The sequence below is a fragment of the Martelella sp. FOR1707 genome, from assembly GCF_053484265.1.
This window is the reverse complement of the sequence record NZ_JBAKFP010000003.1, coordinates 397,984-415,327: the sequence shown is the minus strand read 5'-3', so window position 1 is coordinate 415,327 and position 17,344 is coordinate 397,984. Positions and strand designations below refer to the sequence as shown.

The 17,344-nt window shown below is 63.0% G+C and carries 11 protein-coding genes; 8 read left to right on the top strand and 3 right to left on the bottom strand.

Features of this window, described 5'->3' with window-relative positions; all coding sequences use genetic code 11:
• Positions 1 to 155: 155 nt before the first annotated feature.
• From ftsH to V6765_RS09805, 7 genes are all read left to right on the top strand, one after another.
• Positions 156 to 1,985, top strand: coding sequence for an ATP-dependent zinc metalloprotease FtsH (gene ftsH / locus V6765_RS09835; RefSeq protein WP_448428211.1), 1,830 nt, complete (start codon positions 156 to 158; stop codon positions 1,983 to 1,985).
• 185 nt (positions 1,986 to 2,170) lie between these two features.
• Positions 2,171 to 3,385, top strand: a complete 1,215-nt coding sequence (locus V6765_RS09830; RefSeq protein ID WP_448428209.1) for a pyrophosphate--fructose-6-phosphate 1-phosphotransferase — start codon at positions 2,171 to 2,173, stop codon at positions 3,383 to 3,385.
• 50 nt (positions 3,386 to 3,435) lie between these two features.
• On the top strand, positions 3,436 to 4,071 hold the full coding sequence (locus V6765_RS09825; protein ID WP_448428207.1) for a hypothetical protein: 636 nt from the start codon (positions 3,436 to 3,438) through the stop codon (positions 4,069 to 4,071).
• Between the two features lie 111 nt (positions 4,072 to 4,182).
• On the top strand, positions 4,183 to 5,421 hold the full coding sequence (locus tag V6765_RS09820) for a DUF3419 family protein (protein ID WP_448428205.1): 1,239 nt from the start codon (positions 4,183 to 4,185) through the stop codon (positions 5,419 to 5,421).
• Positions 5,414 to 6,055: a class I SAM-dependent methyltransferase gene (locus V6765_RS09815; protein WP_448428203.1), complete on the top strand. Its 642-nt coding sequence runs from the start codon at positions 5,414 to 5,416 to the stop codon at positions 6,053 to 6,055. The genes V6765_RS09820 and V6765_RS09815 overlap by 8 nt, the downstream gene beginning before the upstream one ends.
• A gap of 101 nt (positions 6,056 to 6,156) precedes the next feature.
• Positions 6,157 to 7,350: a lytic murein transglycosylase gene (locus tag V6765_RS09810; RefSeq protein WP_448428201.1), complete on the top strand. Its 1,194-nt coding sequence runs from the start codon at positions 6,157 to 6,159 to the stop codon at positions 7,348 to 7,350.
• Between the two features lie 220 nt (positions 7,351 to 7,570).
• Positions 7,571 to 8,242, top strand: a complete 672-nt coding sequence (locus V6765_RS09805; protein ID WP_448428199.1) for a DUF2268 domain-containing putative Zn-dependent protease — start codon at positions 7,571 to 7,573, stop codon at positions 8,240 to 8,242.
• A 60-nt stretch (positions 8,243 to 8,302) separates the two neighbouring features.
• On the opposite strand, the gene prfB is transcribed toward V6765_RS09805, so the two are convergent.
• The 3 genes from prfB to V6765_RS09790 form a co-directional block, all read right to left on the bottom strand.
• A protein-coding gene (prfB, locus tag V6765_RS09800; RefSeq protein WP_448428197.1) for a peptide chain release factor 2 occupies positions 8,303 to 9,431 on the bottom strand; the annotation gives its coding sequence in 2 pieces (ribosomal slippage) (positions 8,303 to 9,361 and positions 9,363 to 9,431; 1,128 coding nt in all).
• Positions 9,432 to 9,510: 79 nt separating this feature from the next.
• Entirely contained in the window at positions 9,511 to 11,961 is a 2,451-nt protein-coding gene (locus V6765_RS09795) for a penicillin-binding protein 1A (protein WP_448428790.1), read from the bottom strand.
• A 240-nt stretch (positions 11,962 to 12,201) separates the two neighbouring features.
• A complete protein-coding gene (locus V6765_RS09790; RefSeq protein WP_448428195.1) occupies positions 12,202 to 13,410 on the bottom strand; it encodes an N-acetylmuramoyl-L-alanine amidase in 1,209 nt (402 codons plus the stop codon).
• A 696-nt stretch (positions 13,411 to 14,106) separates the two neighbouring features.
• On the opposite strand from V6765_RS09790, the gene V6765_RS09785 reads away from it, so the two are divergent.
• A complete protein-coding gene (locus V6765_RS09785) occupies positions 14,107 to 17,124 on the top strand; it encodes an Rne/Rng family ribonuclease (protein WP_448428193.1) in 3,018 nt (1,005 codons plus the stop codon).
• Positions 17,125 to 17,344: the final 220 nt, after the last annotated feature.

Genomic DNA, 17,344 nt, shown 5'->3' with positions numbered 1-17,344 from the left:
AGCGGTTCAATTAGAAATTTTCCGTGATCACGCTGCGACATTTTCGCCCCGCCCCGGGCGCGCTCCCGCACCGCGTCCGCCTTTTCCGATTGCCTGCCCGGCAAGCGGGTGGCTATAGACATTTGCAGGGACGCATGACCGGGAGACTTCGCGCCATGGAACGCAAGAATACATTCAACCTTGGCTATTTTCTGGTGGCCTTCCTGATCGTGATCGGGTTTCAGCTCTGGTTTACGTCGCGCGACGTCGCGCGGATCAGCTATTCCGACATGATCAACTATATCGAAAAGGGCCAGGTCCAGTCGGTCGCGATCGCCGAAAACACGATCGAGGGCAAGTTCAAGACGGCGGTGGACGGTAAGGAATATTTCGTCACCTACCGCGTTCCGCAGGAACTGGCCGTCGATTTCGACAAGTACAAGGTGGATGTCACCGGCGTTCCCGACCATTCGCTTCTGACACAGATCCTCTCCTGGGTTCTGCCGATCGTGATCTTCTTCGCGATCTGGGCATGGTTCTTCCGCAAATTCGCGGAAAAGCAGGGCATGGGCCTTGGCGGCATGATGAATATCGGCAAGTCCAAGGCCAAGATCTATGTCGAGCGCGACACCGGCGTGACCTTCGATGACGTGGCCGGCGCGGACGAGGCCAAGGTGGAACTCAAGGAGGTCGTCTCCTTCCTCACCGAACGCGAGAAATACGGCCGGCTCGGCGCGCATATTCCGAAAGGCCTGCTTTTGGTCGGGCCGCCCGGCACCGGCAAGACGCTGATCGCCAAGGCGGTCGCGGGGGAAGCCGGCGTTACCTTCTTCTCGATCTCGGGCTCGGAATTCGTCGAGATGTTCGTCGGCGTTGGTGCAGCGCGGGTGCGCGACCTGTTCAAGCAGGCGCGCGAAATGGCGCCCTGCATCATCTTCATCGACGAACTGGACGCGCTGGGCCGCGCCCGCAACTCCTTCGGCATGGGCGGCAATGACGAGAAGGAGCAGACGCTAAACCAGCTTCTGGTAGAACTCGACGGTTTCGATCCCGCCGCCGGCATCGTCATCCTGGCCGCCACCAACCGGCCAGAAGTGCTCGACCCGGCGCTGACCCGCGCCGGCCGCTTCGACCGTCAGGTGGTGATGGATCGACCCGATCGGGGAGGACGCGAGGCAATCCTCGCCGTCCACATGAAGAAGATCCGGCTTGCCGAGGATGTCGATGCCGGCCAGGTCGCGGCGCTGACGCCAGGCTTTTCCGGCGCCGATCTCGCCAATCTTGTCAACGAGGCGGCGATCTTTGCGACAAGGCGCGGCGGCGAGAAGGTAACGATGGAGGATTTCACCCAGGCCGTGGAGCGCACGGTGGCCGGCTCCGAACGGCGCGGCAGACTGCTGAACCCGGACGAGCGCGAACGCGTCGCCTTCCACGAAATGGGCCATGCGCTGGCCGCCGCCGCCCTTCCCAAGACCGATCCGGTGCACAAGATCTCGATAATTCCGCGCTCGATCGGCGCGCTCGGCTACACCATGCAGCGCCCGACCGAGGACCGGTTCCTGATCACCGCCGGGGAGTTGCGCGACCGGATGGTGGTGCTGCTCGCCGGGCGCGCGGCGGAAGACATCGTCTACGGCGAGATTTCCACCGGCGCCTCCGACGACCTCGCCCGCGTCACCGACATCGCCCGGCAATATGTGATGAGCTTCGGCATGGACCCCAATATCGGCCAGGCAGCGCTGGAACAAAAGCGCGCGCAATACATGCCCGAAGCCCCCGGCATGGGCGGCGCCAAGGACTATTCCGACGTCACCGCCCGCGAGATCGACCTCGCGATCCGCAAGCTGATCGACGAGGCCTATGACCGCGCCAAGGAGGTGCTCAACCAGCGCCGCAAGGACCTCGACGACGGCGCCCGCATGCTGCTGGAGAAGGAGACCATCACCCCGGACGACTTCCCGCCGCTGGTGCAGCAACCGCTGGCGCAGGCGCGGGTGCTGGACTGAAAATACACCATCATTGTATTCGGGCACCTGGTTTCGCAGAACAGGGCGTGCGCTGACACACTCGGCTCGCTTCCGTTTCCAGGCTCGTCTGCCGCCGTCAAACCGATTTTATTGCTGAACGGTCTTTACACCCCGGCGCGGCTGACGCATCCATGTCGCGAAGTCGAAGCCAGGAAAGAGGTCCGATGTCCCAGCACAAAGTCGCCATGCTCACCGCCGGGGGGCTTGCCCCCTGCCTTTCCTCCGCCGTTGGCGGGCTTATCGAGCGCTATTCGGACATCGCGCCCGACACCCAGATCATCGCCTATCGCTCCGGCTATGCCGGGCTTCTGACCGGCGACAGCATGCCGATCACCCCGAACATCCGCCAGCAGGCCCATCTTCTGCACAAGTTCGGCGGCTCGCCGATCGGCAACAGCCGGGTGAAGCTGACAAACCGCAAGGATTGCGAAAAGCGCGGCCTGGTGCCGGCAGGGGCCGATCCGCTGCAGGTTGCCGCCGAGCAGTTGACCAAGGACGGCATCACCATTCTGCACACGATCGGCGGCGACGACACCAACACGACCGCGGCCGATCTCGCCGCCTATCTCAAGACCAACGGCTATGACCTGACCGTCGTCGGCCTGCCGAAAACGGTGGACAACGACGTCAAGCCGATCCGCCAGACTCTTGGCGCATGGACCGCGGCAGAATACGGCGCGGCCTTCTTCGATAATATTTCTAACGAACAGAGCGCCGCGCCCCGCACCCTGATCATCCACGAGGTGATGGGCCGAAGCTGCGGCTGGCTGACGGCCGCGACCGCCAGAGCCTATCTCGACCGGATCAAGTCGACCGAGTTCGTTGACGGCATGCTGATGAACCGGGCGATGAAGATGATCGACGGCGTCTACCTGCCGGAAACCGCCTTCGACCTGGAACAGGAAGCGGACCGCCTGAAGCAGGTGATGGACGAAAACGGCACCGTGTCGCTGTTCGTTTCGGAAGGCGCCTGCCTGGAAGCGATCGTCGCGGAGCGCGAGGCTTCCGGCGCCGCCATTGCGCGCGATGCCTTCGGCCACGTCAAGCTCGACACCATCAATGTCGGCGACTGGTTCGCCAAGCAGTTCGCCTCGCTGCTCGGCGCCGAGCGCGCCATGGTGCAGAAATCCGGCTACTACGCCCGCTCCGCCCCCGCCAACAACGACGATCTGCGGCTGATCCACTCGATGGTCGACCTTGCCGTGGAAAGCGCGCTCGACGGCGTTTCGGGCGTGACCGGCCATGATGTCGAACGCAGCGGGCAGTTGCGCACCATCGAATTCGACAGGATCAAGGGCGGCGGCAGCTTCGATATCGAAACGCCGTGGTTCGTTTCCGCAATGGAGGAAATCGGGCAGGAAATCTCCCCCGCCGATTGACCTTTTCCGCCGCGAGGTTTTTTATAATCATTGCGGATGGAGGAATGCCCTTGAGTACCGGTATCGTGGCGGCATACGCCGCGCTCGTTTTCCTGCTCTTCTCTCTGCCTTCGGGTCGAATGCTGGATTTCGCCGACAGGCGCTATCAGCGCGGGCTGAAGGCCCTGCCGGCGGTCGGCCTCGGCATCCTGCTCGCCCGCGCCATTTTTTTCGGCATCGGCCTTGCGGCGACCCTCGCCTTCGTGCGTGTGATGCCGAGCGGCATGGCGCTTGCGCGGATCGTCGCATGCGTGGTGATCGTCATCGCGGTGGTGAAGGGTTTTTCCGGCCTCAAACGCCCCTTCCCCGGCGCCGATAACGACAATATCGCAAAATCGCAGCCCTTGCGGAGCATCTGGCAGGGGATGCGCTGTCGCGACGGCGCGGCCCGGGAAACGGCGCTTGCAGCTGCGATGCTGGTGCTGTTCATCGGCGCATCGACTGCCAATCTCGAAACGGCGGAAATGCTCGCGGTCGCCCATCTGGCGGCGAGCATCTCGGCGCTTCTGGTTTACGCCGCCTTCGCGCGCCCGGTCCTTGCACGGCTCAACCAGCGCCAGGATGCCGCGCGGCGCGAGCGCGTCGCCCGGCTGCTGCGGTCCGGCCTGCCACGGGTCTCCGCCCGCTTCCGGAAGGACGCGGCCTGATCGCGTCGGCTGTGGACCAACCGATCATCGTCATCAAAGCTTAGCACAACCGCGCTAGCCCTCTCGAAGACGCGGCGCGTGAAGCCCGCGCGTGGCAGAGGGCGAGAAGCGATGAGCGCAGTCGAATACGGCAGGGGCAAAACCGGGCGGCTCAAATCGGCGCTGCTGCAGCACAAGGCCTTCAGCCGGGAAGGCATCTCGGAACGGCTCTTCGGGCTTTTGTTTTCCGGCCTCGTCTATCCGCAGATCTGGGAAGACCCGGATGTCGACATCGCCGCGATGGACCTTGGTCCCGGCCATCGCATCGTCACCATCGGCTCGGGCGGCTGCAATGTGCTCGCCTATCTCAGCCGCGGCCCCGAACATATCGACGTCGTCGATCTCAATACCCACCATATCGCGCTCAACCGACTTAAGCTCGCCGCCTTCCGGCACCTGCCCGATCATGAGGCGGTGCTGCGCCTGTTTGGCAATGGCGAGAAAGGCAGCGCGCGCGACTACGAAGCCCACATCGCACCGCACCTCGATGCCGAAACCCGGCGCTACTGGGAAGGCCGCGACGGCCGCGGCCGCAAGCGCATCTCGGTGTTCGAGCGCAACATCTACCGCACCGGCCTGCTCGGCAATTTCATCGGCGCCGGTCATCTGGTGGCCCGCCTCCACGGCGTCGATATCACCGAACTGACGCAGGCGCGCTCCATGCGCGAACAGCGCCGGTTCTTCGACGAGCGGATCGCGCCGCTGTTCGACAAGCCGCTGATCCGCTGGACCACGGCCCGGAAATCATCGCTGTTCGGCCTCGGCATTCCGCCCCGGCAATATGAAGAGCTCGCGAAATCGAGCGAGACCGGCACGCTCGCGCCCGTGCTGCGGCAAAGGCTGGAAAAACTCGCCTGCCAGTTCCCGCTCCACGAGAACTACTTCGCCTGGCAGGCCTTTGCCCGCCGCTACCCTGAAAACGGCCCGATGCCGACCTATCTGCAGGCGGCGGCTTTCCCGGCCATCCGCGCCAATGCCGAGCGCGCAACAGTTCATCATGCGAACTTCACCGAGCTGCTTGCGGGAAAACCCGCCGAAAGCGTGGACCGTTATGTCCTGCTCGACGCGCAGGACTGGATGAACGACGCGCAGATCAATGCGTTGTGGAGCGAAATCACCCGCACCGCGCGGCCCGGCGCGCGGGTTATCTTCCGCACCGCCGGCGAGAAAAGCATCATCGAAGGCCGGCTTGGCGCGGAAACCGCCGGGCAATGGACCTATCTGGAGCAGACCTCGCGCGAACTCGGCATGCTCGACCGTTCGGCGATCTATGGCGGTTTCCATATCTACGAAAAAACCCGGAATGGCTGACGTCCCGGTGCGCGACCACGCCGCAGCCATGGACGCGATGTACCGCTATCAGCGGCACGTCTACGACCTCACACGGAAATACTACCTGTTCGGTCGCGACCGGCTGATCGCCGGCCTCAACTGCGCGCCGGACGACACGGTGCTGGAAATCGCCTGCGGCACCGGCCGAAATCTGATCAGCATTGCCAAGCGCTACCCCGGCGCGCGGCTTTACGGCCTCGATATATCGGAGCAGATGCTGGTCACCGCCCGCGCAAAATTCGCGAATGCCGCCAGCCCGCCCGTGCTCGTCGCCGCCGATGCCTGCGATTTCACGCCGGACACATTGGGCGAGACCGGCTTCGACCGCATCGTCATCTCCTATGCCCTGTCGATGATCCCCGACTGGCAGCAGGCCGTGAAGGTTGCAAGGCGCGCCCTCAATCCCGGCGGCTCGCTCCACATCGTCGATTTCGGCCAACAGGAGCGGCTGCCGGCCTGGTTTCGCGCAGGCCTCCGGGCCTGGCTGGCAAAATTTCACGTGACGCCGCGCGCCGATATGGTCGCCATGCTTGAGGCCGAGGCGATCGGTGCTGAACTCCGGTTCGAAACCATCGGGCGCGGCTACGCCTGGCACGCCGTTCTTCGCGCATAAGCAACAATTTCAGTTTTTAATGAAAGCTTAGGTGGTCTAGGTTAGCGTGCGAACCGATTTGACGGGTCCCGTGCGGGCCGAAAGTTTCTGAGGAGACGTCCATGCTTTCAAAATCGATCCGGGCGGTTGTCGTTGCCGCCGGACTGACATCACTTTTCGCCGGCCCCGTTGCCGCCCAGCAATGCGGCGGCGATTTCGGCAGCTTCCTGAGCGGGGTCAAGGCCGAGGCTGTCCAGCGCGGGCTTTCGCCGCAGGCTGCCGACGCCGTGCTTTCCGGCGCTTCTGTCAGCCAGAGCGTGCTGAACCGCGACCGCGCGCAGGGCGTATTCAAGCAGACCTTCCTCGAATTTTCGCAGCGCACCGCCAGCAATTCGCGCCTGCAGACCGGCAAGAAGAAGATGCAGCAATATGCCAGCACCTTCGATCGCGCCCGCCGCGAATTCGGCGTTCCCGCCGGCGTTCTCACCGCCTTCTGGGCGATGGAGACCGATTTCGGCGCCGTCCAGGGCGATTTCAACACCCGCGATGCGCTGGTGACGCTGTCCTATGACTGCCGCCGCCCGGAAATCTTCCGCCCGCAGCTGATCGCGCTGATCGAGATGACCCAGCACGGCGATTTCGATCCGGCGACTGAAACCGGCGCCTGGGCCGGCGAACTCGGCCAGGTGCAGATGCTGCCGGAAGATATCATCCGCTTCGGCGTCGATGGCGATGGCGATGGCCATGTGCGCGTCAAGAAGAGCTCCCCCGACGCGCTTCTGACCGCCGCGAACTATATCCGCAGCCTCGGCTGGCGGCCGGGCGAACCCTGGATCCAGGAAGTGGTGCTGCCGCAGAACCTGCCCTGGGACAAGACCGGCTTCGGCGGCGGGCTGACCGCCGGCCAGTGGTTCAAGCTCGGCGTTCAGCCGCGCGACGGCAATACCCGCTTCGGGAACCTGCCGGCCGCGCTTTTGATGCCGCAGGGCCGATTCGGACCGGCATTCCTCGCCTATCCCAACTTCAACGTATACCTCGAATGGAACCAGTCCTTCATCTACACAACCTCGGTCGCCTTCTTCGCGACCCGGTTCGAGGGCGCCCCGGCCTATAATGCCGGCAATCCCGAACGCGGCCTCAGCGACAGCCAGATGAAGCGTCTCCAGCGCGTGCTGGCGCAAAAAGGCTACGACGTCGGCGATATCGACGGCATTCTGGGTGCTGGCACCCGCAACGCCGTGCGCGCCGAACAGCTCCGCCTCGGCATGCCCGCCGACGGCTGGCCGACCGTCCAGTTCATGCAGCAACTGATGTAAGGTTGCAGGCAGACAAATACGAAAAAGCCGCGCCGGAGCAAATCCGGCGCGGCTTTTGCTTTTGTGCAAACAAAGCGCAAACCGCAACGATGTCCTGACACACGCGACGAGCGGCTGTTTCGTGGCCTGTCCGACAGGCGAACCGGTCATTGACAAGGTCTGCTTGCAGGCTGACAGTCGATCAACGACGACCTCAGCAGAGGCAAGGCGGGAAAACTTCATGAACAACTGGTCCCTGCACTGGCTCGAAGCATCGGGCGATCTCAGCGCGCACCGCGCGGAGATTGTGAAGAATTTTGAGGCTGCCTACCGATCGATATCCGGCCTGTTGCCTCCCCCACGCCTCGACATTCTCATTCAAAGACTGGCCGGAGCGACGATTCCCGAAATGGGCATTGTCGGGCGCGCCTACAGCAGCACGCTGTTCGCAATGACTGTGGACCCGGATAATCCCAATTTCTCCAACAGCCTCGTCGAGGGCGCCCTGCACCGCCAGATCGTGCACGAGGTCCACCATTGCATGCGCATGGCGGGGCCGGGATATGGCTGGACGCTGGGCGAAGCCCTTGTCAGCGAAGGGCTGGCGGGACGGTTCGTCCACACGCTGCTCGATACGCCTCCCGAGCCATGGGAACGCGCGATGTCACGGGAAAGGCTGTTGCACGCCCCCGTCGAACTGAACGCCCTCAAGTCCTCTGAATATGATCATGAAGCATGGTTCTTCGGAGGGGACACGCACCCGCGCTGGCACGGCTATACACTCGGTTATGAGATCGCGGCATGCTGGCAGGAAAATGCGGGCGAGATCGACGCGGCAACCTGGATCAACGTGCCCGCCGAAACGGTGATCGAGGCCGCCGTGAAAGGCGGCCTCGTTGCCGAGCGTCGTTGAGAACTTTTAGCTGCGACGCCTTCTGGCAACGATCAATCTCGGGCATCGCGACGAAAGGTGTCAGTCGATATCCTCGACGCCTTCGCTGTTGCCCTCGATGCGGTGGGCGAGCGCTGCTTCCATGAAGGGCGTCAGCGCGCCGTCGAGAACGTCCGATGGCGATGTGCTCTCAACGCCGGTGCGCAGGTCCTTGACGAGCTGGTAGGGTTGCAGCACGTAGGAGCGGATCTGGTGGCCCCAGCCGATATCGGTCTTGGAGGCCGCTTCCTGGTTGGCCGCGTCCTCCCGCCTTTGCAATTCGGCTTCGTAAAGGCGCGCGCGCAGCATGTCCCACGCCTTGGCGCGGTTCTTGTGCTGGGAGCGTTCCTGCTGGCACTGCACCACGATCCCTGTGGGGATATGGGTAATGCGCACGGCCGAGTCGGTGGTGTTGACGTGCTGACCGCCGGCGCCGGACGAGCGATAGGTATCGATCCGGCAATCGCTCTCATTGACGTCGATCTCGATCGAATCATCGACCACGGGATAGACCCAGACGGAAGAGAACGAGGTGTGACGCCGGGCATTGCTGTCATAGGGCGAAATCCGCACCAGACGGTGCACGCCGGATTCCGTCTTCAGCCAGCCATAGGCATTGTGGCCCTTGACGTGGATGGTCGCGGACTTGATGCCGGCCTCTTCCCCGTCATGAACTTCCAGCACCTCGACCTTGTAGCCCTGCCGCTCGGCCCAGCGGGTGTACATGCGCAAAAGCATGTTGGCCCAGTCCTGGCTTTCCGTGCCGCCCGCGCCCGAATGGACTTCGAGATAGGTGTCGTTGCCATCAGCCTCGCCGGAGAGCATGGCCTCGACCTGACGACGCTCGACATCGGCGAGCATCTTGCGCAGGCCCTGTTCGGCATCGCGCACGACATCCTCGTCGCCCTCTTCCTCGCCGAGCTCGATCAACTCGATATTGTCGGAAAGCTCGTTTTCGACACGGCGGACGGCGGAAATGCCGTCTTCGAGAAGCTGGCGCTCGCGCATCAGTTTCTGCGCTTCAGCGGCATCATTCCAGATATTGGGGTCTTCAGCCTTGTTGTTCAGCCAGTCCAGCCGTTTGATTGCCTGATCCCAGTCAAAGATGCCTCCTCAGCAGGCCAACACCCTGCTTGATATCGTCGACAATACCTTCGATTTCAGCGCGCATGATACTCTCTGTCGTTCCTGAAAATCCGTTTGGCCGGTGAATAAGCGGGCGGCGGGCGGATGTAAACCCCGCCGCCGCCTCAATAGAGGCCGCTGGAACCGGTGGAGATCGCCTTCTGAGCCTGCGGGGATTCACGCAGGATCTGCTCGGGCGACTTGTAGCTGCTCATGTCGATCACGTCGAAGGCTTCCGCCGGGCCGGAGCCGGGCTTGAACGCCTCCATGATGACATTTGGGCCGGAGCCCGACGCCCGCATGCCGGTGGATCGGTTGACCGCGATATTGGTCATGCCTTCCGGCTCGATGAAGTTTTCCTTCGGCAGCGTCTTCAGCGCATTTGTCATGAACTCGTTGAAGATCGGGGCGGCGAGCCCGCCGCCGGTGCCATGGCGCCCAAGCGTGGCGGGCTGGTCGAAACCGATATAGAGGCCGGCCACGAGATTGGGCGTGAAGCCGACGAACCAGGCATCCTTCTCGTCATTGGTGGTGCCGGTCTTGCCGGCGACCGGGCGGTCGAGCTTGACGGCGCTTGCCGCCGTTCCGCGCTGCACCACGCCTTCCATCATCGAGGTGATCTGGTAGGAGGTCATCGGGTCCAGCACCTGCTGGCGGGCGTCCACCAGGATCGGCTCGCCCTGGCCGCTCCAGACCGGCGCGTTGCAGTTTTCGCACTCGCGCTCCTCATGCTTGAAGATGGTCTTGCCGTAACGGTCCTGGATACGGTCGATCAGCGTCGGATTGACCTGCTTGCCGCCATTGGCGATCACCGCATAGGCCGAAACCAGCCGCATCACCGTCGTCTCGCCGGAGCCAAGCGACATGGCCAGCACCGGGTCCATGTGGTCATAGATGCCGAAGCGCTCGGCGTAATCGGCAACGGTCTCCATGCCGAGGTCATTGGCGAGACGCACCGTCATCAGGTTCTTGGATTTCTCGATGCCGGTGCGCAGCGTCTGCGGCCCTGAGAAATCGCCGGAATAGTTCTGCGGCTTCCAGAGCTCGCCGCCCGATTCGAACTCGACCGGCGCATCCATGACCACGGAGGCCGGCGTATAGCCATTGTCGAGCGCCGCGGCATAGACGAACGGCTTGAACGAGGAACCCGGCTGACGCATCGCCTGGGTGGCGCGGTTGAACTGGCTCTTGGAGAAGGAGAAGCCGCCGACCATGGCCAGCACGCGGCCCGTTTCCGGGTCCATGGCCACGAGGCCGCCCTGCACCTTCGGCACCTGGCGGAGGCGATAATTATTGCCCTCGCCCGTCGGCTGGACATAGACGACATCGCCCGGCGACAGCACGCCTTCGGGACTGGTGGCGTTCTTCTTGCCCTTTTCGAGGAAGCGATAGGCCCATTTCATGTCGGCGGCGGGGATGAAGCCGGTATCGCGCGCCTCGGCCACCCTGCCGGCGGCATCGAGCGGCGGACGCAGGCCGATCTCGGCCCCGTCAGCGCTGACGTTAAGCACGACCGCGATCTGCCAGTCCCGCACGTCCCAGAGCGGCGTCATCTTCGCGAGCACCGGGCCCCAGTCCTCGGCTGTCGAGATCTGGTCGATCGGCCCGCGATAGCCGGCCGCCTCGTCATAGCGGATCAGCCCGTCACGCAGCGCCTGCTGCGCATAAAGCTGCATCTGCGGATCGAGCGAGGTGCGCACCGAGAGGCCGCCTTCGTAAAGCATTTCCTCGCCGTATTCGTCCTTCAGCTCGCGTCGCACAGCCTCGGCGAAATACTCATCGCCGACAACGGGCTGGTTCTGATAGCCGGAAACGACGCCGAGCGGCTCGGCGCGGGCGAGGTCCGCCTCCGCGGCGGTAATATAGCCGTTTTCCTCCATGCGGCTGATCACCCAATTGCGACGCTCGATCGCGGCATCGGGATGGCGGTAGGGATCGTAATTGGCCGGTCCCTTCAGAACCGCAGCGAGATAGGCGCTTTCGGCAATCGTCAGGTCCGAGACCGGCTTGTCGAAATAGGTCAGCGCGGCATCGGCGATGCCGAAGGCGTTGCGGCCGAAATAGACCTCGTTCAGGTAGAGTTCGAGGATCGTATCCTTGGAATAGGCCTGTTCGATGCGGAACGAGAGGATCGCTTCCTTGACCTTGCGCTCATAGGTCTGGTCTGAGGACAGAAGGAAGTTCTTGGCGACCTGCTGCGTGATGGTGGAGGCGCCGACGGGACGGCGGCCGGTGCCCATATTCTTCACGTTGGTGAACACCGCGCGGGCCAGACCGACGACATCAATGCCGGGATGGGTGTAGAAATTCTTGTCTTCCGCCGACAGGAAAGCGCCGCGCACCCGCATCGGGATGGCATCGATCGGCAGGAACAGGCGCCGCTCATGGGCGTATTCGGCCATCAGCTCGCCATTGCCGGCATAGACGCGGGTCGTCACCGGCGGGGTATACTGCGCAAGCACCTCGTAGTCCGGAAGGTCCTTCGCCACATTGCCGAGATAGATCCCGATGCCGACGGCAACGACCAGGAAAAGCGCGCAAGCGAGGCCGAAGAGATATCCGATGAACTTGATCACAGTCACGTGTTTTTCATACCTTGTCCTGAACGCGGCGCCGGTGACGCAGCCTTGGCCGCGCCCCGGGTTTCCGGCAGGCTTTGCCGATGCTTTCCCGCATCACCCCGCCTTCGCCGCCGTCGATTTATCGCAGATATCGCCCGCTGGCTCGAATTAAAATACCCCGTCATCCTTTTTACAACGAATGTGCGCTTTTTGCGACGACAGCTTTGATAAACCTCTGTTTATCCTCCGAACTGGCTATGGCATGGCCGATACCATCGGGCTGCGATAGCGTGTGACCGCATCGACCAGCCTGCCGACGAGCTTGTCGCGCCAGACCGGATCGAGCATGCGCTTCTCATCCTCGGGGTTTGACAGGAATCCGATCTCGAGCAGGATCGACGGAATATCCGGTGCTCTCAAGACCATGAAGCCTGCATAGCGGTGCGGGTTGTTGATCAGGCTGATCTGGCCCTCGAAGGAGGCGACAACCTGGTCCGCGAGCGAAATCGAAAAGCTCTGCGTTTCGCGCCGCGTCAGGTCCAGCAGGATGTCGGTCACCTCCTCCGGCTCGACCGAGGCCTCGATCCCCATGATCTCATTGGAAAGGTTTTCGCGCTTGGCGAGCGCCGCCGCCAGACGGTCGGAGGCCCGGTCGGAGAGCGTGTAGACAGTCGCGCCCGAAATATCCGGCTGGTTGAGCGAATCGGCATGCAGCGAGATGAACAGGTCCGCGCCATGCTGGCGGGCCAGTTCGACGCGCCTGGTGAGCGACAGATATATGTCGTCGTCGCGCGTCAGATAGGAATCATAGCCGGGCACCGCCTGCAGCTTGCGGGCGAAGGCGCGGGCGAAATCGAGGGTGATGTCCTTTTCCAGCGTGCGGGTATCCTCGCCGATCGCTCCGGTGTCTATGCCGCCATGGCCGGCATCGATGGCGACCACGAAACTGTCGTCCTCCTCCGGCGCGGCAACATCCTGCCGGGCAAAGGCTGCGGCAGGCGTTTCCTGCCGGCCGGCGAGAAGCTTTTCGAAGACCGCCTCGTCAGCGATCGCGAGGTCGATCACCAGACGGAAGCCGGCGTCGCCTTCCTCGCGCACTTCGGCAAGCGTCATCTGGATCGGCTCGCGCGCCGAGAGCACGATGCGCGACTGACCGGGCCCGGTGACGCCGTAGCGGATATCGCTGATCAGGCCGCGCGCCCCGACCGCGTCATCGGAAAACCCAAAAGCGGTGGCGGGCAGCGTGATCACCAGCCGCGCCGGGTCCTTGAGATAGTGATAGCTGAATTCGGGCTCGCGATCGAAATCCACCACCAGCCGCGCTCGCGCGTCATCGCCAACAAGCAGCGCGTTGTATGCGATCAGCGGCGCGGCGGCATCCTCGTCGGAAGCATGCGCCGAAACGGTTGGCGAAAGCGCGCACGCCAAAGCGAGGACGACAAACAAAGGTCGAAGGACCAGCATTGTCAATCGTGCAAAAACAAGGCTTTGCTGCCTTCCCCTCATGCCACCTCTCACCGGACCTTCCGTGCGAACCCGCTTTCGCCTTCAAGGCCTCCCGTTTAAGGCCAGACGCATGGCAAAAACGTGACGCTTTGCGAAACATATCGACCTTCGCCACAACCTTGCGTCGTAATAAAGCAGATTCGGCAATTTCTCAAATATTACCGTGGATTGGATTTTTCTTGCTATTGCATCAACGAATACATACTAATGTGGCTCAGGTGGACATTTATGACGGGACAATTGCGCGCAAGGGCAGCCGGTTTACCACGATTGGCGCCACATGAAGCGATTGAGCGTCCGCCGTCATTCCACTCACCGGACAGTATATCTTGGCCGGCATACGCTACTCACAAAAGCGTTGCGGCTTAGGAGTCAATGCTTCCCGGGCTTTCCCGGAAGCGATTTCATCGCCCCGAAATCGGGGTTAGGCAATGTTTGTTTCGACTGGCTACATATGAGAACGAAGCGTCAAATTCTTCCATCGGCCCGCGCCCCCTTCGTGGGCGCCGGACTGATTCGAGAAGCAGTCGCCCGCGTTTCGTTGCGACGGTCGGACATTATTTCATCCGGCGTTCCCGCTGGCGACCATTTCCGGACAAGGGCATCGACCCGCTCCGAAGCCGCCAGCCATGCGCGCCGAGGAGCTCACTTTAAATGGCAGATAAAATGCTTATCGACGCGTCTCACGAAGAAGAGACACGCGTCGTTGTCGTCCGCGGAAATCGTATAGAGGAGTTCGATTTCGAATCGCAGCACAAGAAACAGCTGCGCGGCAATATTTACCTTGCGAAGGTCACGCGGGTGGAGCCCTCTCTCCAGGCCGCCTTTGTCGACTATGGCGGAAACCGCCACGGCTTCCTCGCCTTTTCCGAAATTCACCCCGACTACTATCAGATTCCGCTCGCCGATCGCGAAGCCCTGCTGCGCGAAGTCTCCGACAACGATGACGACGACGATACCGACAGCGCCCTGTCGCAGCCGTCGGAAGCTTCCGAAAAGGCCGCCGCCGAGGACGAGAGCAAGCCGAAGCCGCGCACCCGCCGCGGCCGCGCCAAGACTTCCAAGGGCAAAACCGAAGACGCCAAGTCGGAGGACGTGAAAGCCGAAGAGGCCAAGCCGCAGGACGCCAAGTCGGACGAAAGCGCTGAACCCAAGGCCGAAGCGACCGCCGACAGCGAGACCGCCGAAAAGGCCGATGCTGCAGAGGCCGACGCCAAGGCAGCCGATGCGGCAGCCGCCGAGGACGAGGCTGCGAAGAAGCCGAAGCCCCGCCGCCGCCGCAAGCCCGCCGCCAAAAAGGATGCCAAGGCCAGCGACGAGGCCGAAAAACCTGCCGAAACCGAAGCCTCCTCAAACGACAGCGCCTCCGACGAGGGCTCCTCCGGCGACGACTCTTCCGATGACGGCAAGGGCCCGACGCATATGGCCGCCGAGGTCGATGCCGACACGGTTTCCGAAGACGTGGACGATGACGACGACAGCGTCGAATCCGTCGGCGCCGAGGACGCCATGGAGGAAGTGCCGGAGTATAACCACCGGAAGGCCCGCAAGCAGTACCGCATCCAGGAAGTCATCAAGCGCCGCCAGATCCTGCTGGTGCAGGTAGCCAAGGAAGAACGCGGCAACAAGGGCGCGGCGCTGACCACCTATCTGTCGCTTGCCGGCCGCTATTCGGTGCTGATGCCGAACACCGCGCGCGGCGGCGGCATTTCCCGCAAGATCACCAACCCGGCCGATCGCAAGCGCCTGAAGGATGTCGCCAAGGATCTCGAAGTGCCGCAGGGCATGGGCGTGATCCTGCGCACCGCCGGCGCCAACCGCACCAAGGCCGAGGTCAAGCGCGACTTCGAATATCTGATGCGGCTTTGGGAGAACGTCCGCACCAAGACGCTGACATCGACGGCCCCCTGCCTCGTCTACGAGGAAGGCAGCCTGATCAAGCGCTCGATCCGCGACCTTTACAACAAGGATATCAGCGAGATCATCGTCTCCGGCGAGAACGGCTATCGTGAAGCAAAAGACTTCATGAAGATGCTGATGCCGAGCCACGCCAAGGTGGTGCAGCGCTATCGCGACGTCCATCCGATCTATTCGCGCTCCGGCATCGAAGCACAGCTCGACCGGATGCTGCAGCCGCAAGTGACGCTGAAATCCGGCGGCTACCTGATCATCAATCAGACCGAGGCGCTGGTCGCCGTCGACGTCAACTCGGGCCGCTCCACCCGCGAGCACTCGATCGAGGACACCGCGCTTCAGACCAACCTCGAGGCGGCGGAGGAAGTGGCGCGCCAGCTTCGCCTACGCGACCTTGCCGGTCTCGTGGTCATCGACTTCATCGACATGGAAGAAAAGCGCAACAACCGCGCCGTCGAGAAGAAACTGAAGGATTGCCTGAAGCACGACCGCGCGCGCATCCAGGTCGGCCGCATCTCGCATTTCGGCCTTCTGGAAATGTCGCGCCAGCGCATCCGCGCATCGGTGCTGGAATCCACGACCCAGGTCTGCAGCCATTGCGGCGGCACCGGCCATGTGCTTTCGCAGTCCTCCGTCGGGCTGCACGTGCTGCGCGGGGTCGAGGAATATCTGCTGAAGAACACCACGCACAACATCACCGTGCGGACCACGCCCGAAAACGCGCTCTACCTGCTCAACCAGAAGCGCAACACGATCGTGGACTACGAAGCCCGTTTCGGCGTCGAGATCATCATCAAGGCCGACGCCACGCTCACCACCACCCATTTCGAGATTGATCGCGGCGAGCCCGTGGAGACGCCGGTCAAGATCGAAACGCTGCTCGATTTCCCCGATGAGCCCGAAGACGACATCGTCGAAGAGGTCAACGAAACCGAAGACGACGACAAGCCCGAGGCAAGCGCCGACGACGACAATGGCCGCTCGCGCCGCAAGCGTCGCCGGCGCCGCGGCCGCAATGGCCAGCAGAACGATGAGGGCGACAACGAACAGACCGCTGAGGCGAGCGGCGATGACAATCAGTCATCGGCCGGCGACGACGGCGAGCAGGGTTCCGACAAGCCGCGTCGCAAGCGCCGTCGCGGCAAGCGCGGCGGACGCCGCAACCGCAGCGACGAAAACGGGCAGCAGACGGCCGACGGCAACAACGCCGACGCGGCGGAAACATCGGTTGAAGGTCAGTCTGATAATGACCAGGCGGATGATGCGGGCAATCGCCAGCAGGCTGAAGAGGTCGCAGCCGAAGCGGTAGCTTCCGATACGGTCAGCGATGCACCGGCGGCAGAGGCCGAAGCGGAGCAGACCGCATCCGACCAGCCGGCCGAGGTCACCGAGGACGAGGCGATGGCCGAGATCGAAGGCCGCAAGCCGCGCCGTCGCCGCAAGCCCAAGCGCGCCGAGAGCGAATCCCCGGCCGTCGACGCTGACGCGGAAACGGCCACGCAAGCCGTCGAGCAACTGCCCGCCGAGCCGGCCGGCGCCGGCGAGGCCGAAAAGGAAGTGACTGCCGAAGCGGCCGCGGATCTCGACGAGGTGTCGCCGGATGCGGCTTCCGCCGAGGAGACGCCCAAGCGGTCCAACCGCGCCTCCAACGTCACCCATTCCGCCCCGGTGGTAACCTCCGACGGCGCAAAGGCTGAAAACGACGACGAGGAAGCCAAGCCGAAACGCGGCTGGTGGAACCGCCGCGGCTTCTTCTGAGCCAGTTGACATGAATGAACAAAAGGCCGCCGTTTGCGAAAAACGGCGGCCTTATTCTTCTGACCAAGGCGCGGCTTCCGAGTTTGCGATCCTCGCCCACTCCACCCCCACAGGGGTCATGCTCGGGCTTGACCCGAGCATCCATACTGCACAAGCTAGTGATACAATGGTATTTTTAGTTCTGCGCGATCCGGCCTGGATCCTCGGGTCAAGCCCGAGG

Coding starts and splice junctions, on each gene's coding strand:
- V6765_RS09820 (WP_448428205.1), top strand. CDS start 4,183: ATGAGCGCAGTCGAATACGGCAGGGGCAAAACCGGGCGGCTCAAATCG.
- V6765_RS09805 (WP_448428199.1), top strand. CDS start 7,571: ATGAACAACTGGTCCCTGCACTGGCTCGAAGCATCGGGCGATCTCAGC.
- V6765_RS09815 (WP_448428203.1), top strand. CDS start 5,414: ATGGCTGACGTCCCGGTGCGCGACCACGCCGCAGCCATGGACGCGATG.
- V6765_RS09785 (WP_448428193.1), top strand. CDS start 14,107: ATGGCAGATAAAATGCTTATCGACGCGTCTCACGAAGAAGAGACACGC.
- V6765_RS09810 (WP_448428201.1), top strand. CDS start 6,157: ATGCTTTCAAAATCGATCCGGGCGGTTGTCGTTGCCGCCGGACTGACA.
- ftsH (WP_448428211.1), top strand. CDS start 156: ATGGAACGCAAGAATACATTCAACCTTGGCTATTTTCTGGTGGCCTTC.
- V6765_RS09790 (WP_448428195.1), bottom strand. CDS start 13,410: ATGCTGGTCCTTCGACCTTTGTTTGTCGTCCTCGCTTTGGCGTGCGCG.
- V6765_RS09830 (WP_448428209.1), top strand. CDS start 2,171: ATGTCCCAGCACAAAGTCGCCATGCTCACCGCCGGGGGGCTTGCCCCC.